The organism is Streptomyces sp. JH14 (assembly GCF_029428675.1).
Classification (GTDB): domain Bacteria; phylum Actinomycetota; class Actinomycetes; order Streptomycetales; family Streptomycetaceae; genus Streptomyces.
In genome coordinates this window covers 6,303,513-6,330,497 of the sequence record NZ_JAJNEL010000001.1, presented here as the reverse complement: position 1 = coordinate 6,330,497, position 26,985 = coordinate 6,303,513, and the positions used below count along the sequence as shown (strand labels likewise).

Here is a 26,985-nt window from a genome sequence, read left to right as displayed (position 1 = left end):
TACCAGCCATACGCTCCCAACGCATCGCCCGCCACTGGGGGCAGCACGGAGTGGACCGCGCACCACAGCGCGAGGGCACGAGTAGTCGCACCCTCGAACCGTGCGATTCACGCGATCTGGAGCCCGGTGGCGACGTGCCCATCAGGAAGCCCCCGGGCGTTGGTATCTCAGCCCCCACCTGGCCGAATACGCTCGCGGCCTATCGCACCCGACCGGCCCAGTCACGCCGCAGCGTTTGGCCCCCGGCTTCACAACGGCGACGATGGAGCCGGAAGTGCTGATCTGTCTGCGCACCGAGCACGGCGACTCCCGGCGAGGCCGAGCCGGCACTCAGAGCGGTCCGGTCGCGGCAGCCCCAACGGGCGGAAAGCATGTGCAGACGAGGGCGAGACCCAGGAGCCTGGCCCTGAACGACTGGCGTCGAGGAGTTCCAGTGGCCGCTGACAAGCACGTTCTGCGAGGCCGCACCGCTGTGGTCACCGGCGCTGCCCGAGGAGTGGGCGAAGCCATGGCCAGACGGCTGGCCGAACGCGGTGCCCGAGTGGCCTTGCTCGGACTGGAGAAGGAGGCGCTCGCCGAGGTCGCAGCAGGCCTTCCCACCACATCGCACCACTGGCACGTGGACGTGACGGATGACGTGGCGATGGCGGAGGCTGCCGAGGCAGTCCGTAATCGGCTGGGCCGCGCGTCCGTAGTGGTGGCCAACGCGGGGGTCGCCGAGGGTGGGCCCTTCGCCTACTCCGATTCGGACACCTGGCGTCGCGTCATCGAGGTCAATCTCGTGGGTAGTTCCATCACCGCCCGGGCGTTCCTGCCCGACCTGCTCGTTACCCGCGGCTACTACCTCCAGATCGCCTCCTTGGCGTCTATCGGTGCGGCACCGCTGATGAGTGCGTACTGCGCCTCGAAAGCCGGGGTGGAGTTCTTCGCCCACTCGCTCCGCGCCGAGTTGGCTCCCTGCGGGGTCGGCGTGGGAACGGCCTATCTGGGCTGGACCGACACAGACATGATCCGCGACGCCGACCACCATGCCGTGCTGCGGGAACTACGAGCGCACATGCCCCCTCCGGCCCGGAAGGTCTACCCGGTCCGGCAGGTGGCCGAGGTGTTGGTGAGCGCTGTCGAGCGGCGCGCGCCGACGGTGTACGTCCCCGGGTGGCTGCGGAGCGTGCAGGCGGTGCGCGCGCTCCTGCCGGGGCTGGTCACCCGGCTCTCCCAGCAGGAACTGATGCACTCGGACTTTTCCGCGACCGGACTGCTGGGCCCGGGCGGGCGGGCGGCCGCCACCGGCCAAGACGTCTGACGGACCGGCCGGCGCATGCTCTGCGGCAGAACCGCGGGTACCGCCGTGAACTCGCCGCAGCCGCGAGCGCTCGGACCTCGTCGGAGCATTTCGGCGCCGGGCAGGTTCCGCAACCCGCCTGACACCGCGATCGTGGCCGTCCATTACCAACTCCAAGCAGCCGCAGTCTCACCCCGACTGAGCAACGGTCGGCGGTCAGGCCTGGGGCCGGCGGCCCAGTGGCCGAACGTGCCTGATGCGGCACTAACGGCCACCGCAGCCATTCCCTCGACTGACATACGGCGGGGGCCCGGCCGGGGTGCGAGCTGCTCGCGAAGCACGGTCAGCCTGCACTCGTGAAGGCGCCTTGGCTATGTTGGCAAGCATGCGCAGGTCTTCTCGGCACGTCGGAAGGAGACAGCGCCAGTCGTCACCGGCGCGGATTGGTCGTCGACGGACGAAGCACTCCTTGCAGCCGACTTGTCGAAGCCGCTGGCCCGTCGCCACACCCCCCGGCCGCACATCGCATCGCCTCAAGGCTCCCGGATCCGTCAGCGACGGATGGCCTTGCGCCGAGCCGCCGCGCGGGCACGAGCCCACACCTCGGGGAGCTGCCGCTCCCGGGCGCCGGCTGCGGCTCTCTCCTGACCGTGCAGCAGGCCCCAGGTGAAGCCGGGCTCGCCAGCCGCGTGCGCAGAGACCGCCAGACGACGCAGGGTGCAAGGGCGTCCCCCGGCTGTTCCTGGGGCACGGCGTCGGAGGGACGGTCGGTGTGGAATCCGCAGAACGTCGAAGACGGTGGCAACGTCCTCCTTGGACGCTCCGGTGACAGAAAGGGTGACCATCGGGGTCACTCTCCCTTCTGCTGAGGTACGACGGTGTACTTCGGGTCCTCCGCGGAGGCGATCCCTGCCGCGAAGACGCCGAAGCGGGTGCATACCGAACCCGCGAGCAGTGCGAGCCCACCCACCACGGCGGCCGGCCGGCTGCGGCCGCCGGCCAGTGCCGCGGTCGCGGCTCCCGCAAGGGTCAGGGAGCGGGCGGTACGCATGAGCGCACCCGCGCGGCCTTCGCGCCAGGTCTCCGCAACCATGCCGAGGCGTCGTTCGGCGGCCTCGGTCGCCAGGCTCTCGGCCGTTGCCGCGAGCACCGCTGCGCAACGTGCGGGACCGCTCTCATGCGGTGGCGCGACGATCAGTGCCATCCCCGAGGCGGCGGCGGTCGCAGACGCCGTGAATAGGTAGGGAAGTTCTCGGTGCGCGCCGTGCCAGGCGGGAACGGCGGTGTCGGCGGCGAGGACGGCGGTGTACGAGGCCAGCATCGGCCCGAGCAGCGCGGCCCCCGTGGTCGCTGCGGCGCCCGCCCGGGGCAGCCGTCCCGTGACGGCACTGAGTGCGGCCGCCCCGGTGGCGGGGCCGTACGCGCTGAGCAGCCAGGAGCCCATGCTCATCGGGGAGGTCGGTTTGAACACACGCAGCATGTTGGCGAACCGGCCGGGTCTGCCGAGGTCATGGATCAGGGCTGCGGCGGACAGCGAAACGGCGGCGAGGGACGAGACCTTCATCGCGGTGGCGGTGCGAGGGCGCCCGGTGAGATGGGATCCGGCGGCGAGCACCGAGCCTGCTCCGGCGAGACCGCCGAGGAAGAAGTATCCGGCGATGTCGCGGGGTGCCCAGGACGGGGCGTGGATGATCGGACGCCCGTAGTAGGACTCGAATTCCGCGCGCGGAACCATGACCTGTTCACCACGTCGCTGCCGGGTCCTGGTCATCGTCCCTCCTTGGTTCGACCGGCCAGTACGAATGCGAGCGCGATGCTGCCGGCGAGGGACAGTGCGGCGGCGCCCGCGTGCTTCCACATGGTCGGCAGATCGCGGGTGGTCACGACGGGGTCGGGCGGGAGTCCGTACACCTCTGGCTTGTCGAGGAGCAGGAAGAACGCTCCGTCACCACCGACCCCGTCGTGCGGATCGTGGCCGTACAGGTGTGCCTGTTCCACGCCTTGTTCGTGCAGTTGGTCCACACGCAGGGCGGCGCGTTCGCGCAGCTCGTCCAGTGGTCCGAACTGGATGGATTCGGTCGGGCAGGCCTTCGCGCAGGCCGGTTCCTGTCCCGCGCCGAGGCGGTCGTAGCACATCGTGCACTTGAACGCCCTTCCGTCGTGCTGACGTTGCTCGATCACCCCGTACGGGCAGGCGGGCACGCAGTAGCCGCAGCCGTTGCAGATGTCCTCCTGGACGACGACGGTGCCGAATTCCGTGCGGAACAGTGAGCCGGTGGGGCATACGTCCAGACAGGCCGCGTGTGTGCAGTGCTTGCAGACGTCCGACGACATCAGCCAGCGCATGCCGTCCGGTGCCTGCGGGGGTTGGGGCGCAGTCGGGGTGCCCTCGACGAGCGAGAGCTCGGTGCGCCCGTCCGGCGCAGGCACCTTCTGTTCGATGAAGGCGACATGGCGCCATGTGGAGGCGCCCAGCCCCTGGGTGTTGTCGTAGCTCATGCCGCTCAACGGCATCCCGTCCTCCGGGATCGCGTTCCATTCCTTGCAGGCCACCTCGCAGGCCTTGCAGCCGATGCAGACCGACGTGTCGGTGAAGAATCCGACCCGTTCCGGGGGTTCCGGGTGGCCGGCGTCGCGGGCCGGGTCCGGTTCGGGACCGCTGAACAGGTGCCGGTCCGTCATGTCCGATTCTCCATCCCTGTCGTCTCGGTGACTCCTGCGCGCCGTCGGTACTCCGCGACCAGCTTCGGCAGATCGGGCCCGCGAGGGCGCCGACCGGGGCGGATGTCGGCGGTGAGTGCCTTGTCCTCCTGGATGTGGGCGTTCGGGTCGAGCGCGATGGCCATGAGTTCGTTGGCCGCGTCCCCCGTGGAGATCCCGTTGGGCCCCCAGTGGAAGGGCAGCCCGATCTGGTGGACGGTCCGCCCGTGGACTGTCAGGGGCTTGAGCCGATCAGTGACCATGACGCGCGCCTCGACAGCATTGCGGGCGGTGATGATGGTGGCCCAACCGCCGTGCTCCAGGCCGCGCTCGGCAGCCAGTTGCGGGGAGAGTTCGCAGAAGAACTCGGGCTGGAGTTCAGAGAGTTAGGGGGACCAGCGACTCATGCCACCGGCGGTGAAGTGCTCGGTGAGACGGTGGGTGGTGACGATGTACGGATAGACCTCCGCGCCCGGTTCGTTGCCACTGGGGTGGTAGCGATTGCCCTCGCGCGGAAGCAGCTGCCGTACGGGCGAGCGCGCGGTGGACGGGTAAAGGGCGTTGGGGAAGGGCGAGTCCTGCGGCTCGTAGTGGGTGGGAAGCGGCCCGTCCTCCAGGCCGGCGGGCGCGTACAGCCACCCTTTGCCGTCGGCCTGCATGATGAACGGGTCGTCGCCGCGCAGGGCGTCGGGCCCGGTTGCGCCTTCCGGTGGCACGTAGTCGGGCGCGCGGTCGGGTACGAAGTCGGGGACGTCGCGGCCGGTCCACTTCCCTTCCATGTCGTCCCACCACACGTACGCCTTGCGGTCGCTCCACGGCGTCCCGTCGGGGGCCGCGGAGGCCCGGTTGTAAAGAATGCGGCGGTTGGCAGGCCAGGCCCATGCCCAGTCGGCGGCCACGTAGTCCTGCTCCGTGTGAGGTGTGCGCCGAGCGGCGTGGTTGATGCCGTCGGCGTACACCCCGCAGTAGATCCAGCAGCCGCAGCGGGTGGATCCGTCGTCCTTCAGCTCCGTGTAGGCGGAGAGCGGACCGCCGTCCGGGCCGTGTCCGTTGATCTCGGCCAGGATCGCGTGGGCGACCGGCTCACGCAGCGGCCCTTCGACGGGGTAGTCCCAGGTGAGGTCCCGGACCGGCTGGTCCATGGGCTCGGTCGAACCGGCCAGCTTCTCCTTGATGCGCCGACCCAGGTGGTACATGAACCACAGGTCGCTGCGGGCGTCCCCCTCGGGTTCCACGGCCGCGTGATGCCACTGCAGCCACCGATTGGTGTTGGTGAACGAGCCGGACTTCTCGGTGTGTGCGGCGGCCGGGAAGAAGAAGACCTCGGTACGGATCGATTCGGTGCGCAGTTCACCCGTTTCGATCTCGGGTCCGTCCTGCCACCAGGTCGCGGACTCGATGAGGGAGAAGTCTCGGACGACCAGCCACTCCAGGTTGGCCATTCCCAGCCGTTGGAGGCGAGTGTTGGCGGAGCCGACGGCCGGATTCTCCCCCATCAGGAAGTAGCCCTTGCAGGCGCCGTCGAGCTGCGCCATGACCGTGTTGTAGGTGGAGTGGGTGCCGGTGAGACGCGGCAGGTGATCGAAACAGAAGTCGTTGTCCTCTGTGGCGGCGTCTCCGTAGTACGCCTTGAGCAAACTCACGAAGTAGGCCCGCATGTTGCCCCAGAAGCCCTTCTCGGTGCGGCTGGCCTCGACGAACGCGTCCAGGTTCTCGTGAGCGTGGGCGTGCGGCATCGGCAGGTAGCCGGGCAGAAGGTTGTAGAGGGTCGGGATGTCGCTGGAGCCCTGGATGGAGGCATGGCCCCGCAGGGCCTGGATGCCGCCGCCGGGGCGGCCGATGTTGCCGAGGAGGAGCTGGAGGACGCTGGCGGCGCGGATGTACTGGGAACCGGTGGAGTGCTGGGTCCAGCCGACGGCGTACACGAATGCACTGGTTCGCTCACGACCGGAGTTGGCGGTCAGGGCATCGCAGACGCGCAGAAAGGTCTTGCGCGGGATTCCGCAGGTCTCCTCGACAAGTTCGGGGGTGTAGCGGGCGTAGTGGCGTTTGAGGATTTGGTAGACGCAGCGCGGGTGGTTGAGCGTCTCGTCGCGCGGTGGGCGGGCGCCGGTCCGGGCTCCTCCCGACCCGTGGGTCTCCGCACGGCCCGAGCCCTGTGTCTTCTGCTCGTACTGTTCGTCGACGTCGCCGGAGGGCGCCTGGACCTCCACACCCTCGTACTGCCAGCTGCTGGGGTCGTAGTGGTGCTTGTCCGGGTCGAGTCCCGAGAAGACGCCGTCCAGGTCCTCGGTGTCCTGGAAGTCCTCGCTGACGATCGAGGCGGCGTTGGTGTAGGCGAGAACGTACTCCCGGAAGTCCTTCTCCTCGGTGAGCACATGGTTGATCACTGCGCCGAGGAACGCGATGTCGCTGCCGGCCCGGATCGGAACGTGCAGGTCGGCGAGGGCGCTGGTGCGCGTGAAGCGCGGGTCGACGTGAATGATGCGGGCGCCACGCGCCTTGGCCTCCATGACCCACTGGAACCCGACCGGATGCGCCTCGGCGAAGTTGGAACCCTGGATGACGATGCAGTCGGCATGCTGAAGGTCCTGCATGAACGTGGTGGCGCCGCCGCGGCCGAAAGAGGTGCCCAGGCCCGCGACGGTGGAGCTGTGGCAGACCCGCGCCTGGTTCTCCACCTGTACGACGCCGAGCCCGGTGAACAGCTTCTTGATCAGGTAGTTCTCTTCGTTGTCCAGGGTCGCGCCGCCGAGGCTGGCGATGCCGAGCGTGCGTGCGGTGCGCAGCCCGTCCTTCTCCCATTCCCAGGTGCGGCGCCGCGTCTCGACCACCCGGTCGGCGACCATGTCCATGGCCGTCTCCAGGTCGAGGGGTTCCCACTCGGAGGCATACGGGCGCCGGTGGAGGACCTCATGGCGACGCGCGGAGCCTGTGGTGAGCTGAAGGGTGGCAGATCCTTTCGGGCACAGGCGGCCTCGGCTGATGGGCGAGGCGGGATCGCCCTCGATCTGGACGACCTTGTCGTCCTTGACGTAGATCTGCTGGCCGCAGCCGACCGCGCAGTAAGGGCAGACGGAAGCAACCACCCGTTCGGCGGTGCCGGTGCGCGGTCTGAGCTGCTGCGTGTGTGGGGACATGGCCGCCCGGCCACGCGCCAGCGGGTCGGATCCGGTCAGCTGTCGGTAGACGGGCCAGTCGCTGACCCAGGTGCGCACACCCATTACGTGTCCTCTCGGGCGGCCGGACTCCTGTCGACAGTCGCGGGCGTTCCTCCCAGCGTCACCTGCCGGGGCTTCCGCGGCGCGCGGAGCGTCAGGCGGGCGGTTCGTCGGGCACGGGATACCCCGGACGCCGGTTCCCGGAGTGCGGGGCGCCCCTCCTGCCGGTGCCGACCTCGTCCGTATCGGGAATCTCCGGGTCGGGCTGCTCGTCGGCGGTGGAAGACGTCGAGGCGCCTGGGGCGTCCCAGGGGTCCTCGCCGGCGGTGACCTGCTGATCCGGCAGGTCCCTCGGTATCGGCTTCGGTGTCGGCCCCCCGCTGTTCCCAGGGGGTTCCGGACGGTGCTCGCTCACGGCGTTCTCGCTTCCTCACACTGGGGGTGTGGTGTGGGGCGAGTACCCCGGCGGCCGACGAGTATGCCGTCGATCGGGGTCCCGCGCCGAGGCCGGTCAGCTGCGCAGGGCGTGGAGGAGTTCCCCCTAGGTCGTGCGCGACCGCCTTCGATCCCGCCCCTCTGCACCTCTGCGGGGAGGTGGTCCTCGATGCGCTCCTCCTACGCGTCTGCTTGTCGGCCAGGCGGCGACCGCACCTGTCGGGAAGCCGCCGCACTGTTGGCGGTCCTCGCCGCCTTCACCTCGTGGTGCAGGGCCAGACAGGTCTTTTCATCCCCGATCCGAGGCGTGGGCATGGGCGTTCCTCCGCTTCACTCCGCCTGTAGCTGCTTTGCTTCCGGTTGTTTCCCCTACGGCCGGGGAATGCCTGAAGCCCCACCGGGCACCGGATGAGCACAAGCCATGCACGACGACCACAAGGAGGCACCTTGCGCATCACAGAGTTCCCTGCGGCGGCCCGCCCTCCGGCCCTCGCATGACGGGAAGACGGCTGGGTGGCCTGGTCGCCGAAATCCTCGTGTGGCAAGTGTCTTTGTCGGCGCTGTGGTTGGTGCTCATCAGCAGGATCGAACCGCTGGAGGTGTTCGTCGGTCTGGGATGCGCACTGCTGGGGGCAGTCGCGGCCGTCGCGGCACGCCGGGCTGTGAGCGGCCGGTGAACGCATGGCTCGCGTGCGCATCCGTGCTCCTGGTGGCAGGTCTCTTCCCGGTGGTGTGGGGTGTGGCGACCGGACTGCTCGGGCGCAGGGTCGTCGCCCAGAACTTCGGCACCTCGGTGGTCTGTCTGGTCATGCTGCTGCTTGCCCAGGGTTACGGCCGCCCCGCCTACACCGATCTCGCTCTGGTCCTCGCCGTGCTGGGCCCCGTCGGCACGCTCGTGTACGCACGGCTGCTCGCCGACGAACTGGGCGAGGTCCCGCAAAAGGCACAGCTGCCGACCGTGCTGGCGGCCGCCGCCACCGTGCCGGTCGTGATCGCGTCGTGCGTGGCCGCCGGCCCCGGGCGTGCGGCGGTGAAACTCGCAGTCGTCGGAGTGCTGCTCATCGCCGGAAACGTGATCTCCTCACGGACACTGTCCGGCGCCTACCTCGAGTCGAGCGAGGCCCGACGTGACTGACGGCCTCATCGTGATCTCACTGTTCCTGGTCGCGACCACCGCGACCGCCGCCGTGGCGGTCCGTGACCCGGCCCGTCAGGCTCTGGTTCTCTCGGTGCTCGGTCTGGCGCTCGCGGTGCTGTTCACCGTCCTCCAGGCACCGGACGTCGCCCTGTCACAGCTGGCGGTGGGCTCGGCACTCACCCCCTTGCTGATCCTTCTGTCCGTACGGAAAGTGCGCCGCCGCGGGCAGCGCGACGAAGGCGGCCGATGAGCCGCAGACTACGGATGTGGATCCTGGCCGTGGGCTGCCTGGGCTTCGCCGCCCTGTTCGGAGCGGCCTGCCTGCGGCTGCCGGGCTTCGGCGGTGACAGCCACCCCTACGGTGACCGTGCCGTCCGGGCGGCGCTCGCCCACCGCACCGCCAATGTGATCTCGGCCGTCAATTTCGACCAGCGGGCCTTCGACACCCTGGGCGAGGAGACCATTCTCTTCGCAGCAGTGCTCGGAACCGTTGTGCTGCTCCGACAGACCCGCGAGGAGCGTCAGGTGCCTCCCGCGTCCGTGCATGTTGCGCTCCCCGTGAGGGGGTACGCACTGATCCTGTTGCCCGTCGCCCTCGTCGTCGGCCTCTATGTGGTCGCACACGGCCAGCTCAGCCCGGGCGGCGGGTTCCAGGGCGGGGTCGTCGTGGCGACCGCACTCCACCTGCTCTACATCGGGGCCGACTACCGCGCGCTGGAACGGATCCGCCCGGTCGGCGTGTACGAGGTCGGCGACGCGGTGGGCGAAGCGACGTATCTCGTGCTGGGCCTGGCGGGTCTCATCGCGGGTTCTTCGTTTCTCGCCAACACTCTGATGCCGCACGGAACGTTCAACACGCTCGCCTCGGGCGGATTCGTGCCCTTGTTGAACATGGCCGTCGGCATGGAAGTGGCGTGCGCCGTGGTGGTGCTGCTCGCCCGCTTCCTCGACCAGGCCGTGGAGATCGAGAAGGAAGGCGAGAAATGAGTGGGGGGGACGAGCAGGTCATGATGTCGGTACTGCCGTATCTGGTCGCCGGCTGGATCTTCCTGGCCGGGTGTTACGGCCTCGCCACCAGCCGCCACCTCGTTCATGCGGTGGGCTGCCTGGCGGTCTGCCAGTCCTCCACCTATGTGCTGCTGCTCGCCGTGGGCTATCGCGACGGCGGCACCGCACCCGTCTTCTCCGACCTGAAGCCGGGATCGAGACCGCTCGTCGACCCCGTCGTGCAGGCACTGGCCCTGACCGACGTGGTGGTCGGCGCCACCGTGACCGCTCTGCTGCTGGCCCTGGTGATACAGGTCGCCAAACGACACGGCACGGTGAACCCCGACGAGTTGACCGAGCTGTGCGGATGAGCCATCTGCTGCCTCTGATCGTCGCGCTGCCGCTGATGGGAGCCGCCGTGCTGGTGGCCGCCGGACGGCGTCTGCCGCGTATCGCCGCCGACTCGATCGGCTGCACCGTGGCCATGGCCACCGCGGGCCTGGCCACGGCGCTCCTGCTCAACGCCTCGCCGAATGCTGTCGAATGGGTCGGCGGCTGGCGCCCGAGCGGCGGCGAGGGTGTGGGTATCGTCCTGGTCGGCGACGTGCCCGGGGTGGGTCTGGCGGCACTGGTCTCTGTCCTGGTCGTCGCGGTGCTCATCTACTCCTGGCGCTACTTCGACGAGCCACCGCGTCGGCACGCGGGCTCCTTTCCGGCTCTCGTGCTGCTCTTCCAGGCGGGCATGTGCGGCTTCGCGCTCACGGGTGAGCTCTTCAACGCCTTCGTCTTCTTCGAGCTCATGAGCGTCGTGGCGTACGCCCTGACCGGCTACCGCGTGGAGGAGGCGAAGGCCGTGCAGGGCGCGCTCACGTTCGGGGTGATCAACTCCCTCGGCGCGTACACCACGTTGACCGGAATCGTGCTGCTGTACGCCCGCACCGGCGAGCTCGGAATGCGGCAGATCGGAGAGCGGCTCGACGCAGACGGTGGGCCCGACGCACTGACCCTGTGCGCCTTCGTCCTGGTGCTGACGGGGCTCCTGACCAAGGCGGCCGCCGTCCCGTTCCACTTCTGGCTGCCCGACGCACACGCCGTCGCACCGACTCCGGTCTGCATGCTGCTGTCCGGAGTCATGGTCGAACTCGGCGCGTACGGCGTGTGGCGGGTGTACCACACGATCTTCGCCGGGCCCGGCGGCATCCCCGCACCGGACGCTGAACGCGCCCTGGTGACGCTCGGCGTGCTGACAGCGCTGATCGGCGCGGTGATGTGCTGGCAGCAACGGCATGTGAAGCGGCTCCTCGCCTATTCGACGGTCGCCCACACCGGGCTCTTCCTCATCGGAATCGGCCTCCTGCGCCCCGCGGCAACCAGTGGGATCGCGGTCTACATCCTGGGCCACGCGGGGGCGAAGGCCGCCCTGTTCGCTTGCGTGGGCATCCTCCTCGACCGGTACGGGAGTGTCGACGAACACGAACTGTACGGACGTGCAAAAGAGTTGAGGCGGGTCGGCGTCCTGTTCGCGACCGGTGCGCTGGCTCTGTCCGGAATGCCACCATTTGCCACGGGTCTCGGCAAAGCGGTCACGGAAGAAGCTGCGGGCGCACTCCTCGCCGTGGTGTTCGTGGTCGTGTCCGCAGTCACCGCGGGAGCGGTGCTCCGGGTCGCCGCACGGGTGTTCCTCGGCGCCGGGAAGCGACCCGAGGCCGGTCCGGCACACGAGACGAAGGGCAAGGACGAGGAGCCGGAGACCAAGGGCCGTATTCGCCGGGTGCCCACGACGATGACCGCAGTCCCCACCGCGCTGCTCGTCGGAGCTGTCGCGGCCGGTCTGGCTCCATGGCTTGCCACGTCCGCGGGCGACGCGTTCGGCGCCCATCGTGCACCTCACTGGACTCCGGTTGGGACGCTCCTCGGGATCGTCTCCGCTGCACTCGCCGTGGGCTTGGCCGCAGCGGCCGTACATGGCCCCGCCCGTCAGGAAGCTCACAGCTGGACGACGCCTCTTCGGCGCATGCACTCGGGGCACATCGGCGACTACGTGGTCTGGCTCCTGGCCGGCACCACCCTCATCGGTGCGCTCTCACTGCCCGGCATCCTTACCGGGTGACCCGAATGCTCTGTCCCTGCGAGCACGAGCCCGCTCACGGTGGTTCTTCGCAGGCATATCGGGCATCCAGGGCTCCGTCCGGAAGTGTGCGATCGTCTCCGCTCGCTGCGGTGGCCGGACAGCACGAGCTGTGGTGGCGTCGGTCGTCAGCTCCTTGATGGCATTGCCGACATCGACACGTCCCATGACCCAGCCGCCCTTCCCGATCCAGACGCAGTCGGGGCGCCAGCCCCAGGAGTGCTCGTCGCCGCCTCGAGGCGTATGGCTCCCGGGCATGACCGCACTCGGCCTGACCAACGTCGCCCTGCGCGTTGAAGTGGTGCGGTGCAGGGGCTGCAGGATGCTGGATGTTGTCCGGCTGGTAACGGCCAACCGTTCGTTGTGGCCGACGAGGGACACGAGGGACGGCGGGCAACGACGTTTAGGTGAAGGTGCGTGTGTATGAGCATCATTGCGTGGATCTTGATCGGCTTGCTGGCAGGTGCGATCGCCAAAGCGTTGATGCCGGGCAAGGACCCGGGAGGTTGCCTGATCACCATGCTGATCGGCATCGTCGGCGGTCTGCTGGGCGGCTGGCTGGGAAAGGTCATCTTCGGCGTGCACTCGATCAAGGGCTTCTTCCATCTCTCCACCTGGATCGCCGCCGTAGTCGGATCTGTCATCGTCCTGGCCATCTACCGGCTCATCGCAGGACGACGCACCCACTGAGGCGCCCGCCCAACGGCGTCGCCGCAGACCGCCGACCCGGGATCGAGAACCCCCGGTCGGTGCCTGCTCCCGGCCGGTAGCACCCGACGGCCCAGCCGCGCCGCAGCGACCGGCTGCGAGTGACCCGCCTGGACTCGGTCAGCCACGTTTCCCCTCGCACGGGTGCGGTGGGGGTGTCAAAAAGCGCCGCTGCGCCGTCTGTCGGGACCCGAACGGCACGGTCGAGGCGTATCCGCCCGTTGCACCCGTCTCGGCTGTCTGGTGGCATTCGACGAGGCGGAGACCTCATGGAAGTGTCCCTGTCACGCCTCCCGCTTCGGCGTCGACGGCACGGTCCTACAAGGACCGGCGGTCCGGCCCCTGGAGGAGATGGACGTGCTCGACGGCGAAGAGGTCTGAGGAGGAACGCTCTCCCGAATGTGGCCGCCGGACTGCCGGGTACCCCGGTCTCACCGAGAACGACAGAACCGCATGCGAACCGACGAAAGGCAGGAATGATGCACACGACGGCGGCACCCAGGCCACGACGGCGTCCCGCGCGGGACGGACACCGTCCGGTCGGGCCGGTTGCCCAGGCGGACCTCACCCGGCCTCCGTCCGACCCACAGGCAGGAGACCTCCTCCAAGCGCTGCCCACCGACTGAGAGGGCGGCGACAATGAAGCCGGAAGTGCTGAGCTACGGGCCGTGGAACGCAGTGGAGGGCGCGGCCGTACACCTACGACGAGGCCCGGAAGGGCTGATCTGTCTGCGCACCGAGCACGGCGACTGCGCAACCCTTGCCCCGCTGCTGGAAGAAGCCGCTCGTGGGCGCGCCACCGGCGAACTGGCGCGGCGGCTGCGCCCCGGCGAGGCCGAGCTGGTACTCAGAGCGGTCCGGTCACGGTAGCCCCGACGGGTGCAGAAAAGGGCGAAGAAGAGCTCCCCGGTCCGGCAGGTGGCCGAGGTGCTGGTGAGCGCTGTCGAGCGGCGCGCGCCGACGGTGTACGTACCCAGATAGCTGCAGAGCGTGCAGGCGGTCCATGCGCTCCTTCCGGGGCTGGTCACCCGGCTCTCATGTTCCAAGAGAAGCGGAACGGCACACAGTCACGGTCCTCCCGGATCCGTCAGCGACGGAGGGCCTTGCGGCGAGCCGCCGCGCGGGCACGAGCCCACACCTCGGGGAGCTGCCGCTCCCGGGCGCCGGCTGCGGCCCTCTCCTGACCGTGCAGCAGGCCCCAGGTGAACCCGGGCTCGCCCGCCGCATGCGCAGAGACCGCCAGGCGGCGCAGGCTGTCACAGGTCACCACACTGTCGTGCTGGGCACCGCTCACCCGCTGTACGTCCTTGACGCGCTTGCCGAGACGTCGCGCAGGCTTCCCGAGGGCCGGGCGGGCCGCCTCCGCAGCGTAGCGGAGCCTCTTCGCGGCCTTGCGAGCATGGTGGATCGTGGCGTCACGCTCCGACCCGGAAGGCATGTCGAGCGCACGATCCATGCGCTGAACGAGCCGGTCGTACTCCTTCAAAAGCGCCTTCACCAGGACCTTCTCGGGCTTGCCGGCCGCCTTGGTACGCAGCGGCGGAGCATCGGCCAGCAGCTTCAGCTTCTCCAGCAGGTTCAGGTAGCGGTGCGAGGCGAGTGCATCGAGGGTGCGTCGACGGCCCTCGGCCCGCTGCGCCGCGTCCCAGGCCTGCAGCCGCGCGTTGACGGGGCCGAGGACGAGTTCCCCGGGCAGTTCTCCCACGCCGGAGGTCAGTCGCTCCCGGAGCACTTCGTGGTCGCGTTCCACGCCGAGCTCACCGGCAAGCCACTTCAGATCCCGGCGAATGGGGTCGGTGACCTGACGGTCGAGAACCGAGCGGTAGGAACGCAGGCAGCCGCGCAGGCGGCGGGCTGTGGTCCGCATCCGGTGCACGGCGTCGGGCGTGTCGCGACGGACTGCGGGATCGAGGTCCCTGAGAGCGTCGACCAGTCGGTCCAGGTAGGAGAGCACGTGGTGGCCGGCCGACCCGGGGGTGACCTCGGCGCGCGCATCCGACGTGCGTTCCAGGAAGGGCGTGGTCTCCGCCAGGGCGCGGACCACCTTGGGCACGCTCTGCGCGCGGTCGACGCCATTCTTGCGCAGCACCTTCTCGATCCCGTCAAGGAGCGCGGGGTCACCGTCGGCGAGTTCGACCTCCATCTCCGTCCACATCGCGTGCCCACCGTCGTCATCGAGCAGCGAATCGGCATACACGACGTCCAAGCTCAGCTCGGCCAGGACGTCACCCTCGCCATCGAGGAGATGGCGCAAGAAGCGGGTGGAGCGGATCCGCATCACCGGCCGCAGCGCCGCGCCGCGGGTGCGGGAGAGAGCCAGATCACGCAGTTCCACTGGGACGTTCTCCGACGACAGAGGAGTGCGGATCTCCTCCCGGCTGTCCCCGGGCAGAGGCAGTTTCAGGTGCCACCCGGAATCCGTGCCGCCCGTCCGGCGCCGCAGGGAGGCGCTGGTGCGGGCCAGACGCAAGTCATCGGTGTCGTAGTAGACGGCGTCCAGCTCCTGTATCCCACGCTCTGCGACCGAGGCGACGGGGCCCACACCACTCAGGTCATGCAGCCACGAGATGTCGTCGGCCGCAGGCGCCGCGTACTTGCGTTCCGTCTCTCGTGTGGAATGAGCCATACAGATCCCCCCTTGACGTAATCGGGTTGAAACCTGCATATAAACCACTTTAGGGCCACTCTGAGTGTGTCGACCGGTCGGACGATGTCTCCGAACACCAAGGAAGCGCCTACCGCGGCGCAGACCGCGGGCATCCCGCTCCCGTCGGGGGATCTCCCGTTCGGTGTCCGCGAGCTCGTAGCCGCCGTCAACCGTGCCCGGTCTGGCCAGGTCATCGCCGGTAACGTAGCCACCTACCGAACGGATAACGGCAAGCGCCGAGCCGTCATCAAGCAAGAACTCAAGCCCTTACCGGTGCGCGACGTCAATCAGCCGAGGGCGCTCCACTCGGCCGAGTATGCGGAGATCCAGCCCCGGTTCGGGGAGAGCCTCTCGGATGCCTGAACGCCCTGAAGAGTGTCACCATGGACGTATGGGAAAGACGGCGCTCATCGTGATCGATATGATCAACAATTATGAGCATCCGGATGCAGAGCTACTTATCCCATCGGTGGAGCGCGCGGTTCCCCGGATTGTTCGACTCATAGAGGAAGCTCGGCAACGGAATGTCCCCGTCATCTATGCCAACGACAATTTTGGTGAATGGCGCTCCCATCACGGCGAAATCGTGGAAACAGCCCTTGCAGGTGCACGCGGCGATCTGGTCGAGCCCTTGCGCCCGGACGAGGCATCACTTTTTGTCGTCAAAGCCCGGCACTCGATATTTTACGAGACTCCCCTAGCCTATCTATTCAGCCAGTTGAGCGTCGACCACATTATCCTATGCGGTCAGGTGACGGAGCAGTGCATCCTGTATTCAGCACTGGATGCCCACATCCGGCATTTGAATGTAACAATTCCCAATGATGCAGTCGCACATATTCACTCCGACCTCGCGGACGCGGCGTTGCGCATGATGCAGCGAAATATGAACGCTACCATCAGGCCAGGCGACGCAATCGAACTCTGACAGTTTGTGCGCTCTGCACGGGTGACCGCGGATCAATGCGGGCGGATCAGCCGCACGAGTGAGAGGAGTCCGCGTCCGCGATCGAGCACACCGGAACGAAGAGCGACGTGCCATCGCGCTCCCACCGGAGCGGAATGGTTGCCCCTCACCACCGCCGAACAGCCTGCCCGGCCCGGACCCGGTACGGCTGCTCCTCCGCCCACCGACGAACGATGACCGCCCTACGTCCGCCGGACCAACACCAACCGTTCGCTCAGGCGGCACCACGTCCTGCCGCGACCCGCCCCATCGTCAGCGCCAGACGCCGCACCCGCCGCCAGTCCATCGGCGGGGCACCGTGCGGCACACCGGGCCGGTTCCGGGGCACGCGCACGCGCAGAGCGCCGGCCGCGAGGCGACAGCGCACCGGAGTGGGCAACATCAGCGCCTCGCCGTCGACACCGACCGGGATGACGGGAGCGTCGGCGTCGACAACGACCTCTCGTCGGGCGGTGGCCGTGGTCAGCCCGCGGCCCTGCCGGCCACGCAGCAGGAGCTCTGTCGCTTCGGCGGCGTTGCCGACGCTCACACAAAGCACCCCCAGCTCGCCGGAGTCCAGTCGCTCTCGGCGCCCCAGTCCGGCCGAGTCGCCCCTCTCATAGGGGTTGTTGCTCACCAGTACGGCCTGGGGACCGTCCGTAGTCAGCGAACCGGCACGGACACTCAGCCGCGTGCCGCTGGGGTGTGTCAGCAGATCCGGCAGCATCTCCAGGATCGTGCGGGCCTTGTCGTCGCGATAGGCGGGACTCTGCACGACTTCCGCGTACACGCCGAACGAGGCGTTGTTGATGAAGACGCGCCCCGCGCTCCGGTCCCCAGGCACTCCCGCGTGGAGGTAGCCGAGGTCGATGCGCAGTTCGACGCCGTCGGTCAGTGCCTCCAGACACCTGGAGGGATCCTGCCGGTCCAGGCCCAGATCCTTGGCGAAGTGGTTGCGAGTGCCAGCACTGATCACCATGAAGGGGATGTCGTGCTCTGCAGCCACACCGGCGACCGAGGCCTGCGTACCGTCACCACCTGCGACGCCGAGCAGATCGGCTCCACCCTGGACGGCCCGACACGCGAGCTCGGTCACATCCTGCCGCTGCGCCGGATCCAGCACGACGACCTCGGCACCGAGGGTTCTGGCTCGCTCCGCCAGATGGAACCTCTCGACCTTTCCGCCGCCTGAGAGCGGATTCATGATCAGGAATGGTCGCTTTGCCCGGCTGACGGAGCGCTCCGTCATGCTCGGTGAGGTGTCTTCGACAAGTGCGGCCCTGCCTGCGGAAACGGCCAGCGCCCAGAGACCCAGCGAGGCCACCACGACCCACAGCAGCCCGGCAGCCGCGTACAGAAGCAGAACACCGAGCGGCGCGGCGACCACCAGTAGCGCGGCCAGCACCCTGATCCAGCCGGTGTGGGTGAGCATCCACCACACGCCGGCCGCCGTGAGCGCGAGTCCTGCCCACCCCACCCCCATGAGCACGAGGCTTCCGAGCCCGCCGAAGACCACCAGCACCAGAAGCGCCGCTGCGCCCGCCGCCAAGGCCAGACGCGCAATCCCGCGCCTGCTCATGGGGCACCTCCCGCCGATCCACCGGATGCCGGACAGGAAAAAAGCCCTCGCACCACGGCCCACAGGCCGATTCGCACGCGAACGGCGTTTCAGTGCAGGATCTTCCCCTTGGCGCGCTGGAACTCCTCGTCCGTGAGGTCGCCTCTGGCCTTGATTTCCGAGAGCTTCGCAAGTTCCTCCGCCGCACTCGGCTTGGCGGTGCCGGCGGCCTCGCGGACGTAGCTCTCGAACGCATGCTGCCGGGCTCGGGCCTGATGCGCTTCGCGTTCCCCCATGCCTTTGCCGCGCGCGATCAGGTACACGAACACACCGAGGAAGGGGAGGACGATCGCGAAGATGGACCACCCTGCCTTGGCCCACCCGTTGAGGGAGTCGTCACGGAAAATGTCCGAGAAAATCCGGAAGAGCAGGAAAATCCACATCATCCACAGGAAAATCCACAGCAAGGTCCAGAATGCGCCCAGGAGCGGATAGTCGTAGGCCAAATTCATCTCGGCGGTCATGTGCGTTCTCCTCTTCAGCGCCATCGCTGATCCACGTCAGTGGCGATCGCCTCACAGACGGCATTGCCACGCTCGACGATCAGTCCAGCTCCTCCGCCCTGGCGAGCGAGGATTCACTCAGGACTGGCTCCGGTTATGGGCTCCGGCCTCGGCCATCGCTTCTGCTTCGGACTCGGCTACCTCGATGGCAATGCCGAGTGCCTCGGTGATGTGAGTTGCGGCCGACATGACGCGTGCCGTGCCCACAACCGGGGCGATGGCAACGAGAACGTCCTGTACTTGCTCGATCGTCAAGTCCGCCTTCATGGCGGGGTCGACATGCGCAACGTAGGAGATCGTGGGTGCGTCCATGGCCGCGAGCGCTGCCAAGCGCGTGAGAATGAGTGTGCTGTCGTCCAGCCCACAACGCTCGATCGAGTCCACTGTCATAGCGGAGAGCGTCTCGAGAACGGGGGCTTCTGTGGTCTTGGTCATCTCCGAACCACCTTCCGGTGCTGTGCGGAGCCGATACAGGCCGCCCGCTGCACCGACGCAACATCGGCCCACTCCTCTACGGTAGGAGCCCCGAAGAAAGCACGCCCGCTGGGCTGAGCAGGTATTGATCCATGTCAAGGCTCGTTCACAGCCCTTTCAGTCCCAATCTGCCGAAGCACAGCGGACCACGACCTCACGGCGACAGCCCGTGCTCGCTGGCCAACCAAAGGCGCTCAGTCACGAGCTCCCGGCCACGCCAGATGGCTGACCTGCGGAAAACCGCAGCCGTGACGGGCAGTGGCCGCCGGTGGGCCGGCTTGTCGGTGCCGACGCTCGCGACGGCCCGTGACTGAAGCGACCACACCACCAACAGCCCGCTGCTCGACACACGGACCAGGGCACGATCACGGAGCCGAAGCGTGGGATGTGGGTTCGGATTAATCCCTCACGGTGGCAGCGTTGTAGGTGATCGGAGCCGATTCATCGAGGAGTCGGGCGTCTCTGGAGGCATGGCTGTGCACGGTGAGTACAAGGTCCCCGGCGGCAAGCTCGTCGTGGTCGATCTGGACGTCGAGGGCGGCGCGCTGCGCAACGTGCGGGTCGCCGGGGACTTCTTCCTCGAACCCGACGAAGCCATCCTCGCGATCAACGCCGCGCTGGAAGGCGCCCCGGCCGACACGGACACCGCCGGTCTCGCGACCCGCATCAACGTGGCACTGCCCGCCTCCACGGTGATGCTGGGCCTGACCTCCGAGGGGGTCGCCGTCGCCGTACGCCGGGCGCTTGCGCATGCCACCGAGTGGAGCGACTACGACTGGCAGCTCATCCACGAGGTCCCGCAGTCCCCCGCGCTGCACATGGCACTCGACGAAGTGATCACCGCGGAGGTCGCAGCAGGCCGGCGTCCGCCGACCCTGCGCGTCTGGGAGTGGGCCTCCCCCGCTGTGATCATCGGCAGCTTCCAGTCACTGCGCAACGAGGTCGAGCCGGCGGGCACCGAGCGTCACGGTGTCACGGTCGTGCGCCGCATCTCCGGCGGTGGCGCCATGTTCGTGGAGCCCGGCAACACCATCACGTACTCGCTGTCCGTCCCGGACGCCCTCGTCTCCGGCCTCTCCTTCGCGGACAGTTACGCCTACCTGGACGACTGGGTGCTCGCGGCGCTCGGCGACATGGGCATCAAGGCCTGGTACCAGCCGCTCAACGACATCGCGACAGAGGTCGGCAAGATCGCCGGCGCTGCCCAGAAACGCATGGTCGGCCCGGACGGCGGACCCGGCGCCGTGCTCCACCACGTCACCATGTCCTACGACATCGACGCCGACAAGATGCTCGAGGTCCTCCGCATCGGCAAGGAGAAGATGTCCGACAAGGGCACCACGTCGGCGAAGAAGCGCGTCGACCCGCTGCGCCGCCAAACCGGCCTGCCGCGCGAGGCCGTCATCGACCGCATGGTGGAGTCCTTCCGCAACCGCTACGGACTCGCCCAGGGACGCATCACTCCTGAGGAACTGGCACGAGCGGAAGAACTGGCCGCCGCCAAATACAGCAGTGCGGAGTGGACGGCACGCGTGCCGTAAGCGCGCGGAGACATTCTGCGACGGAGAGTGACCACACCACAGAAGCATCGGTGCCGTCGCCGTTCCGCGCGGCATTCAGAGTCGACGCACCATCCCCTGCACTTGCAGGTCAGTGGGGAACGGCCACCACACCGCCCGCAAGGCGCCGTCCGGCCGGTGTATCAGGGCGTTGCCCGTCCGACGGCCGGCCGGCCCTCACCGAGCCGCGGCCGCCCAGGTGGCTCGCCCTGCGCTCGGGCCCCGTTCACACATGCAGAGCCGCGGGATCCGGTGCACGCTGGCAGTGGAGGAAACGTGCTCCACGGGCGCGTCGGCGTGCACGACGGCCCGTTCGCCCGGCACCGCCCCGCAACGCGGCTGAGAATTCCGGCCCCGGGGCGATGGGTTGCGTGCTGCACACTCACGCATGGGCAGCGGCGTGTCCCTCGCAGTGCCGGCCGAACTGAGCCGCTCGCGGGAGCATCACGCGTCCCGACGACCTGCCGGGCACGGCAGGTAGTCGGCAGGGAGGAAGCGCAATGGAGATCAAAGGATCAGTCGCCCTGGTGACGGGGGCCAATCGGGGCATCGGCCGCGCGTTCGCTCGTGCGCTGATCGACCGCGGAGCAGCCAAGGTCTACGCCGGCGCCCGCGATCCGGCGAGCGTGACCGATGAGGACGTCACTGCGCTGCGGCTGGACGTCACCGAGCCCGAGGAGGTTGCCGCGGCAGCTGCCGCGGCGGGTGACGTCACCATTGTGATCAACAACGCCGGCGTCGGAGGCTTCAGCACCGAGCTCCTGGCAGGTTCCTTCGACGGGGCACGCCAGGCGATGGAGATCAACTACTTCGGCACCTGGGCCGTCTCCCGTGCCTTCGCACCCGTCCTGGCCCGCAACGGCGGTGGCGCACTGGTGAACATGCTGTCGACTGCCTCGTGGACCTCTCGGCCGGACTACCCCGGGTATGCGGCCTCCAAGGCAGCCCAGTGGTCGTTGACGGGTGCGCTGCGGGAAGGCCTGCGCGAGCAGGGGACGCTCGTGGTCGGCGTCCACGCCAGTTTCGTGGAGACGGATCTCAGCTCCTTCACGGACGCGCCGAAGATCAGCGCGGCCGACGTCGCGGAGCAGACCTTGGACGCCCTGGCGAACGACCGGGTCGAGGTCCTCACCGACGAGCGGACCAGGCAGGTCAAGCACGCCCTGTCGCAACCGCTCGAACGGTGAGGAGACGCCGGTCTCGCCTGGCGGAGGCACCCGCTACCCGCGTCTGATCGACTGATTCGTTCCGGAGACCGCAGAGTTGGTGGCTCATTTCAGCAGACACCTGTGTCGCCACGGCAGAGGAGGATTCATGAGTTTTGAGCCATCGGCGGCGCCCGTCCCCCGCGACCCGGCCCTGCTCGGACAGACCCTCGTCGTCATCGGCGGGAGCGCGGGCATCGGTCTGGCGACCGCCAGGCACGCCCGTGCCGAAGGCGCCGCGGTGATTCTCACCGGACGGGACCCCGAACGGCTGCGCACCGCGGCCGCCGAGGTCGGAGCGCTCAGCACCGCCGCCTTCGACGCCGACGACTCGGCGGCGCTGCAGCGGTTCTTCCAGAATCTGCCCAGTCCGGTCGACCACATCATGGTCACCGCTGGACACCCGTCCTACAGGCGCCTCCTGGACATGGACGCCGATCAGGCGCGCCGGGCGATCAGCGGGCACACGGCGCTCGCGCTCGAGGTCGCGCGCCTCGCCGCCGGCACGGTACGGCCGGGCGGCACGCTGCTGCTCCTCGGCGGCACGGGCGCCCGGCGGGTCCGCGCCGGCCTCGGGATCGCGCCCGCGGTCACCGCCGCGCTGCCCGCGCTCACCGCCGGCCTCGCGCTCGAGCTCGCGCCGGTCCGGGTCAACCTGATCGCTGCCGGCTTCGTGGACACGCCGTTGTCGGCCCGGCTTCTCGGTGACGGACTCGACGCCCGTCGGGAGGAACTGCGCGCCGCGCTGCCGATCGGCCGCGTTGTCGTGCCGGCCGACGTCGCGGCGCTCGCCGTCCACATCATGACCAACACGGCACTCACCGGCGCGACCTACGACATCGACGGCGGCCAGCAACTCGTCGGCTGACAGCGGAGGAAGCGGGGTTCGGTCGGCGTGCCACGGCCTCGGGTCCGTACGTGGCTGCGGAAGGAACTCGCCGGATCGGTATCGTCGCCGTATGCCTGAACTGATCGCGCCCACCACCCGTCTGCACTCCGCCTGGCTCGAGGCGCGTGACGAGTGGGGTCCCGGCCTCCACGAGGACGGATTCGGGCTGGGGCCGTCCCACGAGGTCGACTCTCCGGACGGGTTCGCGGCCTGGGTGGCGCTGCTGGCCGACGAGTCGGCTCCGAAAGCCATGGAGACCGGCCGGGGTTGTACGTACCGATGGATCGTCGAGGGCGATCGCGTGCACGGCGGGATCGCTCTGCGGCACGGGCTCGACGACTACGTGCTGCAGTACGGCCACATCGGATACGGGATCCGGCCGTCTTCACGTCGGCGCGGGCTGGCCACGTGGGCCCTGGGCCGGATGCTCGACGAGGCGCGGGGGCTCGGCCTGGACGGGGTGCTGATCGTCTGCGAAGTCGACAACCTCGCCTCGGTGAAGACGATCGAGCACCACGGCGGCGTCCTCGAAGCCGTCCGGGAGACCGAACACGGCCCCGTGCGGCGCTACTGGGTGCGATGAACGTCGTGGGCGGAGTGGAAGCCGCCGCCCGTGTCACGTCGACGAGCGAGCACATGGAGACCGGCCCGCACGAGCTCCGGAATATCCGCACTCCGCCTGCGCATCGGACCATCCGGCGCGGGCTCACCGAGATCCTTTATCATGCACTGCGCCAGCGGGGTGACACGTGCAACCGATGGATGCGCTTCCTGGCCGATCTCGACCGAACCCACCGGGATCCGGCTGACACGGGCGCTCAGCCCCCTCCAGGACCTGCGGTCCACTGAAGCCCTGCCCGACTCGGGTCGGCTCTGCACGCGCCGTGCCGGCACGGCGCAGAAGAAGGAAGGTGAGTGGTGAGAGATAGCGGCGACCCGTCCGGTTGCAACAACACCCGCCCGGAGACGACGCCCGCGACCGGCGAGTCCCGCCCGTCATGCTGTGCCGTTGCGCGTGAAGAGGTGAGCGCTCCGACCATGCTTCCGGTCGCCACCGCATCGGACGAGCGGCGGCGCCAGTTGAGGAAACAATTGGTGTCCTTGCCGGGTGGCCGGTTCCTGATGGGCAGCGAGGAACCGGACGTCAACCCGGGTGACGGTGAGGGGCCGGTGCGGGAGATCGAGGTGAAGGCCTTCCGCGTCTCACCGGTCTCCGTGACGAATGCCCAGTTCGCCGCTTTCGTCAAGTCCACCGGCTACATCACCGAGGCGGAACGTTTCGGCTGGTCGTTCGTCTTCCATATGTTCGTCTCGTCGCGGTTGCGGCGCACCGTGACACAGGTCCCTCAGGCGACACCGTGGTGGCTGCCGATCGCCGGCGCTTTCTGGCGCGCCCCAGAAGGTCCGGGATCCGCCGTCGCCGACCGACCCAACCACCCGGTGGTGCACGTTTCCTGGAATGACGCGCAGGCTTATTGCTCATGGAGTGGAACCGGACTTCCCACGGAACAGGAATGGGAGTACGCCGCTCGCGGCGGGCTGGAACAGGCCCGTTACCCATGGGGGAACGACCTCACTCCGCGGGGGCGATACCGCTGCAACATCTGGCAGGGCACCTTCCCGCACCACAACACCGCAGCCGACGGCTACATCGGCACGGCACCGGTCAAGACATTCCAGCCCAACGGTTACGGCCTCTACCAGATGGTCGGAAACGTATGGGAGTGGTGCGCCGATGACTTCACGGAGCCTGGATCCGCCCCGGATGCACGCGCCATGCGCGGTGGCTCGTATCTGTGTCACGAGTCGTATTGCAACCGATACCGCGTCGCGGCACGGACTTCCAACACACCGGACAGCTCCGCCGGAAACATCGGATTCCGCGTCGTTTCCCGTGAGTCGCCCCACGGGCTTTGATCGCCAACGGTGGCGAGGTCACTGAAAGAGGTCGACAGCATGCGCCCTCGAAATGGATCAAGGCCTGCCGCCTGACAGCAGCTCGCACGCTGACGTCGATCGTCGGTGTGGGCCGTGTCAGGTGGCAGGGGGACGTGCCCGGCGGACCGGCGCGGCGGTCGCTGTTCGGGCACGGTGCCCAGCGGCGTAGCGCCCGGCCCGCACCCGGCTCGCGCCCCGCAGAGCTGGGTGCGGCCGGGCGACAGTGCACGGACCGGCGACACGGAGAGCCGGATGTGGCGATGCAGGGCGGCCGGCCCCGTGCCGTCCTCGCCCGGGCTGCCACCGGGATGCCGCAGGCCGACCCGGTCAGGACCGGGCCGGAGTGCCGGACTGTGTGCCGCGATGGACCGTTCGATGCGACCCGGGCCTGGTGTGGATACGGGCGGGCCGCCCGCGACTCGGCGCTTCAGAACCGTCCGAGCCCTCGGTTCGTCACGACCGCCCGCCGAACTGCCAGGTGTGGACCTCGATGTCGGCGTACCGGCCGGGGGTCAGGACGGCGCGTGCCGTGTCCGGGTCCGGCGCGCGGACCAGCGCCGCTGTACCCAGCCAGGCAGTGCCGTCGTCGGACAACAGCGGCCCGTACGCGATCAGTTCGTCCCGGCCGGGCGGCACGGCAAGGTCGGCGGCCTGCCCGGCGCCGATTCCGAGTACCAGGTATCGGTGGCCACCGGTCCCTCCCCCGGGGAAGTCCCACATGGTGCGCCCCAGAGTGTTGCGCCACCGCCGCAGCAGCACGTCCCGGTAGACGCCGGCTTGGTAGTTGGGCTCGTCGAAGGCGAACGCGCGGGCGGCGGCAGGATCCGGCAGGTCGACGATGTGCACACTGCCGGTAGGTGTGTCGCAGTCGTCGGCGAGGGTCGGTCCGCGGGCGATCATCTCCGTCGCGTACCGGTCCATGTAGGACCAGTGCTCTTCCAGCAGCTCGTCGCGCAGTGCCACGGAGCCGGGCCGATCACGGTGGTAGCAGAAGAACTCCATGCCCTCAGTCTTGACCACCCTGACCGGACCGGGGTCCGACTTCGAAGATCGGGCGGGTGGTGGGTCACCGTGCGGTGCGCCGGCATGAAGCCATCGATGAGGAAGGTGTGTGGCCGGGGCGGCCGGCATGCAGGAGCCGGCGTGCCACGGCCCTGTGCGGGTGGTGGCACGCCGGTGTCGGAGGATCCGCTCCCGGCCGGTCGCCGGGCGAGGGCGGGTCAGCGGCAGTGGGCCCGGGGCGGGTGTTCGCGGTGTGCTCCGGCTGTTCGTCAGCCTGGCAACTGTCCGGCGGATGCGGTGCGTTGCTCCCTGCGTCGGCGCTGCTCGGCGACGTCCGCGACGGGGGCGGACAGCAGCAGGGTGCGGGTGTAGGGGTGGCGCGGTGCGGTGGTGACCTGTTCGGCGTCACCCGTCTCCACGATCTCGCCGCGGTGGATCACGGCGACCCGGTGGCTCATGCAGCGGACCACGGACAGGTCGTGGGAGACGAAGAGGTAGGAGACGCCGGTATCCGCCTGGATCTCCAGCAGGAGGTCGAGGACCGTCCGTTGGGTGGTGAGGTCCAGGGCGGAGACCGGTTCGTCGCAGACGACGAGCCGCGGCCGGAGCGCGAGAGCACGGGCGATGGCGACCCGCTGGCGCTGCCCTCCGGAGAACTCGCGGGGCAGGCGCCCGGCGGCGTCCGCCGGAAGATGGACCCGGTCGAGGAGGTCTCCGACGCGGCTGCGGGCCTCACGGGCGTCGATGCCCTGGCCGAGCAGTGGTTCGGCCAGGATGTCGCCGATGGTCAGGGACGGGTTCAGGGAGGTGTACGGGTCCTGGAAGATTACCTGGAGGTCGCGGCTGAGGGCGCGGCGACGAGCGGTGCTCGCCGTGTCGATGCGTTCGCCGTCGAACGTGATGGTGCCGGATGCCACGGGTACCAGGCCGAGGATCGCGCGGCCGATGGTGGTCTTTCCGGAGCCCGACTCCCCGACCAGGCCGACGGTTTCACCGTGCCTGATGTCGAGGTCGACGCCCTTCAGGACCTCGGTGCGCGCGGCGCGCCAGCCCTTTCCGGGAAACGAGACGTGCAGGTCCCGTACGGTCAACAGGGTCTCTTCCGTGGCCTGTCGGGAAGCGGCGCCTGCCTCGGCGGTGGTCATCATGACGTGATGCTCCTCGCCTCTCGGGGCTGCCAGGGTGAGCGTGCGGGGGCGGCGTCGAGGACGGCGCCGAGCAGGGTGCGGGTGTAGGAGTCCTGCGGGTCGTGGAGTACCTGCTCGGTGCTGCCGGTCTCCACGATGCGGCGAGCAGGACGACCATGTCGGGCAGCGCCATGACGAGGTTGACGACCCAGTTGGCGACGGCGTCGAACTTCCCCGCGTAGTAACCGGCGTAGAGGCCGGACGGTACGCCCAGGACGAGGGCGATGCCGAGCGCGATGAGGGCGCCGCCGAGGGTGTTGCGCCCGCCGTAGAGGATGCGGGAGAGGATGTCGCGCCCGGCCGAGTCCATGCCGAGCGGATGGGCACCACTCGGACCGGCGAACGCGTCGCTCAGTGAGGAGGCGCCCGGGCTCTGGGGTGCGAGCAGCGGTGCGAGGAGCACGGCCGCCACCAGCAGCAGAAGGACCGCGAGGGAGACGGCGCCCAGCGGATTGCATGCCCGCTGCGCGCTCCGGCC

The 26,985-nt window shown here is 68.8% G+C and carries 25 protein-coding genes and 4 pseudogenes; 16 read left to right on the top strand and 13 right to left on the bottom strand.

Annotated features, from left to right (window positions below):
- Nucleotides 1–433: 433 nt before the first annotated feature.
- A complete protein-coding gene (locus tag LRD69_RS28600; RefSeq protein ID WP_277329414.1) occupies nt 434–1,303 on the top strand; it encodes an SDR family oxidoreductase in 870 nt (289 codons plus the stop codon).
- 530 nt (nt 1,304–1,833) lie between these two features.
- On the opposite strand, the pseudogene LRD69_RS28595 reads toward LRD69_RS28600, so the two are convergent.
- From LRD69_RS28595 to LRD69_RS28575, 5 genes and pseudogenes are all read right to left on the bottom strand, one after another.
- Nucleotides 1,834–1,998, bottom strand: a pseudogene (locus tag LRD69_RS28595) (metal-binding protein); the annotation flags it as partial.
- A 134-nt stretch (nt 1,999–2,132) separates the two neighbouring features.
- Nucleotides 2,133–3,053: an NrfD/PsrC family molybdoenzyme membrane anchor subunit gene (gene nrfD / locus LRD69_RS28590; protein ID WP_277329413.1), complete on the bottom strand. Its 921-nt coding sequence runs from the start codon at nt 3,051–3,053 to the stop codon at nt 2,133–2,135.
- Entirely contained in the window at nt 3,050–3,964 is a 915-nt protein-coding gene (locus LRD69_RS28585; RefSeq protein WP_277329412.1) for a 4Fe-4S dicluster domain-containing protein, read from the bottom strand. Before LRD69_RS28585 ends, nrfD begins: the two co-directional genes overlap by 4 nt.
- Nucleotides 3,961–7,206, bottom strand: a pseudogene (gene fdh / locus LRD69_RS28580) (formate dehydrogenase). The gene LRD69_RS28585 and the pseudogene fdh overlap by 4 nt, the downstream one beginning before the upstream one ends.
- 91 nt (nt 7,207–7,297) lie before the next feature.
- Nucleotides 7,298–7,558: a hypothetical protein gene (locus tag LRD69_RS28575; protein WP_277329411.1), complete on the bottom strand. Its 261-nt coding sequence runs from the start codon at nt 7,556–7,558 to the stop codon at nt 7,298–7,300.
- Between the two features lie 693 nt (nt 7,559–8,251).
- Here LRD69_RS28575 and LRD69_RS28565 point away from each other — a divergent pair.
- The 8 genes and pseudogenes from LRD69_RS28565 to LRD69_RS28530 all read left to right on the top strand — a co-directional run bounded on the left by LRD69_RS28565 (nt 8,252) and on the right by LRD69_RS28530 (nt 13,409).
- On the top strand, nt 8,252–8,713 hold the full coding sequence (locus LRD69_RS28565) for an MrpF/PhaF family protein (RefSeq protein ID WP_277329409.1): 462 nt from the start codon (nt 8,252–8,254) through the stop codon (nt 8,711–8,713).
- Nucleotides 8,706–8,966 (top strand): DUF4040 domain-containing protein, encoded by a 261-nt coding sequence (locus tag LRD69_RS28560; protein WP_093771008.1) that lies wholly within the window; start codon nt 8,706–8,708, stop codon nt 8,964–8,966. Before LRD69_RS28565 ends, LRD69_RS28560 begins: the two co-directional genes overlap by 8 nt.
- Nucleotides 8,963–9,703, top strand: coding sequence for an MnhB domain-containing protein (locus LRD69_RS28555; RefSeq protein WP_277329408.1), 741 nt, complete (start codon nt 8,963–8,965; stop codon nt 9,701–9,703). Before LRD69_RS28560 ends, LRD69_RS28555 begins: the two co-directional genes overlap by 4 nt.
- Nucleotides 9,704–9,723: 20 nt before the next feature.
- On the top strand, nt 9,724–10,074 hold the full coding sequence (locus tag LRD69_RS28550; protein WP_277329906.1) for a sodium:proton antiporter: 351 nt from the start codon (nt 9,724–9,726) through the stop codon (nt 10,072–10,074).
- A complete protein-coding gene (locus tag LRD69_RS28545; RefSeq protein WP_277329407.1) occupies nt 10,071–11,813 on the top strand; it encodes a complex I subunit 5 family protein in 1,743 nt (580 codons plus the stop codon). Before LRD69_RS28550 ends, LRD69_RS28545 begins: the two co-directional genes overlap by 4 nt.
- 441 nt (nt 11,814–12,254) lie before the next feature.
- Complete coding sequence (locus LRD69_RS28540; RefSeq protein WP_277329406.1) at nt 12,255–12,521, top strand: GlsB/YeaQ/YmgE family stress response membrane protein; 267 nt, start codon at nt 12,255–12,257, stop codon at nt 12,519–12,521.
- A gap of 107 nt (nt 12,522–12,628) precedes the next feature.
- Nucleotides 12,629–12,920, top strand: a pseudogene (locus tag LRD69_RS28535) (Rieske 2Fe-2S domain-containing protein); the annotation flags it as partial.
- A 258-nt stretch (nt 12,921–13,178) separates the two neighbouring features.
- Nucleotides 13,179–13,409, top strand: coding sequence for a hypothetical protein (locus LRD69_RS28530; protein ID WP_277329405.1), 231 nt, complete (start codon nt 13,179–13,181; stop codon nt 13,407–13,409).
- A gap of 217 nt (nt 13,410–13,626) precedes the next feature.
- Here the strand turns inward: LRD69_RS28530 and LRD69_RS28525 are convergent, their stop codons facing one another.
- The gene (locus LRD69_RS28525; protein ID WP_277329404.1) at nt 13,627–15,165 is read right to left on the bottom strand and encodes a CYTH and CHAD domain-containing protein; all 1,539 of its coding nucleotides are present in this window, start codon (nt 15,163–15,165) and stop codon (nt 13,627–13,629) included.
- Nucleotides 15,166–15,249: 84 nt separating this feature from the next.
- Here LRD69_RS28525 and LRD69_RS28520 point away from each other — a divergent pair, with 84 nt between their 5' ends.
- On the top strand, nt 15,250–15,549 hold the full coding sequence (locus LRD69_RS28520; RefSeq protein WP_277329403.1) for a hypothetical protein: 300 nt from the start codon (nt 15,250–15,252) through the stop codon (nt 15,547–15,549).
- Between the two features lie 28 nt (nt 15,550–15,577).
- The gene (locus LRD69_RS28515; RefSeq protein ID WP_277329402.1) at nt 15,578–16,114 is read left to right on the top strand and encodes an isochorismatase family cysteine hydrolase; all 537 of its coding nucleotides are present in this window, start codon (nt 15,578–15,580) and stop codon (nt 16,112–16,114) included.
- Nucleotides 16,115–16,367: 253 nt separating this feature from the next.
- Here LRD69_RS28515 and LRD69_RS28510 read toward each other — a convergent pair whose 3' ends face one another.
- From LRD69_RS28510 to LRD69_RS28500, 3 genes are all read right to left on the bottom strand, one after another.
- The gene (locus tag LRD69_RS28510) at nt 16,368–17,711 is read right to left on the bottom strand and encodes a diacylglycerol kinase family protein (protein WP_277329401.1); all 1,344 of its coding nucleotides are present in this window, start codon (nt 17,709–17,711) and stop codon (nt 16,368–16,370) included.
- A gap of 89 nt (nt 17,712–17,800) precedes the next feature.
- Nucleotides 17,801–18,214 carry an SHOCT domain-containing protein gene (locus LRD69_RS28505; RefSeq protein ID WP_277329400.1) on the bottom strand — a complete coding sequence of 138 codons (414 nt, stop codon included), beginning with the start codon at nt 18,212–18,214 and terminating at the stop codon, nt 17,801–17,803.
- Nucleotides 18,215–18,331: 117 nt separating this feature from the next.
- A complete protein-coding gene (locus LRD69_RS28500) occupies nt 18,332–18,688 on the bottom strand; it encodes a carboxymuconolactone decarboxylase family protein (RefSeq protein ID WP_277329399.1) in 357 nt (118 codons plus the stop codon).
- A gap of 515 nt (nt 18,689–19,203) precedes the next feature.
- Between LRD69_RS28500 and LRD69_RS28495 the strand changes: the two genes are divergently transcribed.
- The 5 genes from LRD69_RS28495 (at nt 19,204) to LRD69_RS28475 (ending at nt 24,297) form a co-directional block, all read left to right on the top strand.
- Nucleotides 19,204–20,268, top strand: a complete 1,065-nt coding sequence (locus tag LRD69_RS28495; protein ID WP_277329905.1) for a lipoate--protein ligase family protein — start codon at nt 19,204–19,206, stop codon at nt 20,266–20,268.
- A 518-nt stretch (nt 20,269–20,786) separates the two neighbouring features.
- Nucleotides 20,787–21,473, top strand: a complete 687-nt coding sequence (locus tag LRD69_RS28490; protein WP_277329398.1) for an SDR family oxidoreductase — start codon at nt 20,787–20,789, stop codon at nt 21,471–21,473.
- A 127-nt stretch (nt 21,474–21,600) separates the two neighbouring features.
- Nucleotides 21,601–22,359: an SDR family oxidoreductase gene (locus LRD69_RS28485; protein ID WP_277329397.1), complete on the top strand. Its 759-nt coding sequence runs from the start codon at nt 21,601–21,603 to the stop codon at nt 22,357–22,359.
- 91 nt (nt 22,360–22,450) lie between these two features.
- Nucleotides 22,451–22,963 carry a GNAT family N-acetyltransferase gene (locus tag LRD69_RS28480; RefSeq protein WP_277329396.1) on the top strand — a complete coding sequence of 171 codons (513 nt, stop codon included), beginning with the start codon at nt 22,451–22,453 and terminating at the stop codon, nt 22,961–22,963.
- A gap of 455 nt (nt 22,964–23,418) precedes the next feature.
- Nucleotides 23,419–24,297, top strand: a complete 879-nt coding sequence (locus LRD69_RS28475) for a formylglycine-generating enzyme family protein (protein WP_277329395.1) — start codon at nt 23,419–23,421, stop codon at nt 24,295–24,297.
- Nucleotides 24,298–24,771: 474 nt separating this feature from the next.
- Here the strand turns inward: LRD69_RS28475 and LRD69_RS28470 are convergent, their stop codons facing one another.
- The 4 genes and pseudogenes from LRD69_RS28470 to LRD69_RS31115 form a co-directional block, all read right to left on the bottom strand.
- Entirely contained in the window at nt 24,772–25,320 is a 549-nt protein-coding gene (locus LRD69_RS28470) for a YciI family protein (RefSeq protein ID WP_277329394.1), read from the bottom strand.
- Between the two features lie 269 nt (nt 25,321–25,589).
- Nucleotides 25,590–26,465: an ATP-binding cassette domain-containing protein gene (locus LRD69_RS28465; protein WP_277329904.1), complete on the bottom strand. Its 876-nt coding sequence runs from the start codon at nt 26,463–26,465 to the stop codon at nt 25,590–25,592.
- Nucleotides 26,465–26,602, bottom strand: a complete 138-nt coding sequence (locus LRD69_RS28460) for a hypothetical protein (protein WP_277329393.1) — start codon at nt 26,600–26,602, stop codon at nt 26,465–26,467. Before LRD69_RS28460 ends, LRD69_RS28465 begins: the two co-directional genes overlap by 1 nt.
- Before the next feature lie 248 nt (nt 26,603–26,850).
- A pseudogene (locus LRD69_RS31115) lies at nt 26,851–26,955 on the bottom strand (hypothetical protein); the annotation flags it as partial.
- Between the last annotated feature and the right edge of the window lie 30 nt (nt 26,956–26,985).

Bases quoted from the DNA above. Each gene is read 5' to 3' on its own strand.
- nrfD (WP_277329413.1), bottom strand. From the start codon at position 3,053: ATGACCAGGACCCGGCAGCGACGTGGTGAACAGGTCATGGTTCCGCGC.
- LRD69_RS28585 (WP_277329412.1), bottom strand. From the start codon at position 3,964: ATGACGGACCGGCACCTGTTCAGCGGTCCCGAACCGGACCCGGCCCGC.
- LRD69_RS28555 (WP_277329408.1), top strand. From the start codon at position 8,963: ATGAGCCGCAGACTACGGATGTGGATCCTGGCCGTGGGCTGCCTGGGC.
- LRD69_RS28550 (WP_277329906.1), top strand. From the start codon at position 9,724: ATGATGTCGGTACTGCCGTATCTGGTCGCCGGCTGGATCTTCCTGGCC.
- LRD69_RS28545 (WP_277329407.1), top strand. From the start codon at position 10,071: ATGAGCCATCTGCTGCCTCTGATCGTCGCGCTGCCGCTGATGGGAGCC.
- LRD69_RS28540 (WP_277329406.1), top strand. From the start codon at position 12,255: ATGAGCATCATTGCGTGGATCTTGATCGGCTTGCTGGCAGGTGCGATC.
- LRD69_RS28530 (WP_277329405.1), top strand. From the start codon at position 13,179: ATGAAGCCGGAAGTGCTGAGCTACGGGCCGTGGAACGCAGTGGAGGGC.
- LRD69_RS28525 (WP_277329404.1), bottom strand. From the start codon at position 15,165: ATGGCTCATTCCACACGAGAGACGGAACGCAAGTACGCGGCGCCTGCG.
- LRD69_RS28520 (WP_277329403.1), top strand. From the start codon at position 15,250: ATGTCTCCGAACACCAAGGAAGCGCCTACCGCGGCGCAGACCGCGGGC.
- LRD69_RS28515 (WP_277329402.1), top strand. From the start codon at position 15,578: ATGGGAAAGACGGCGCTCATCGTGATCGATATGATCAACAATTATGAG.
- LRD69_RS28510 (WP_277329401.1), bottom strand. From the start codon at position 17,711: ATGAGCAGGCGCGGGATTGCGCGTCTGGCCTTGGCGGCGGGCGCAGCG.
- LRD69_RS28505 (WP_277329400.1), bottom strand. From the start codon at position 18,214: ATGACCGCCGAGATGAATTTGGCCTACGACTATCCGCTCCTGGGCGCA.
- LRD69_RS28500 (WP_277329399.1), bottom strand. From the start codon at position 18,688: ATGACCAAGACCACAGAAGCCCCCGTTCTCGAGACGCTCTCCGCTATG.
- LRD69_RS28490 (WP_277329398.1), top strand. From the start codon at position 20,787: ATGGAGATCAAAGGATCAGTCGCCCTGGTGACGGGGGCCAATCGGGGC.
- LRD69_RS28485 (WP_277329397.1), top strand. From the start codon at position 21,601: ATGAGTTTTGAGCCATCGGCGGCGCCCGTCCCCCGCGACCCGGCCCTG.
- LRD69_RS28480 (WP_277329396.1), top strand. From the start codon at position 22,451: ATGCCTGAACTGATCGCGCCCACCACCCGTCTGCACTCCGCCTGGCTC.
- LRD69_RS28475 (WP_277329395.1), top strand. From the start codon at position 23,419: ATGCTTCCGGTCGCCACCGCATCGGACGAGCGGCGGCGCCAGTTGAGG.
- LRD69_RS28470 (WP_277329394.1), bottom strand. From the start codon at position 25,320: ATGGAGTTCTTCTGCTACCACCGTGATCGGCCCGGCTCCGTGGCACTG.
- LRD69_RS28465 (WP_277329904.1), bottom strand. From the start codon at position 26,465: ATGACCACCGCCGAGGCAGGCGCCGCTTCCCGACAGGCCACGGAAGAG.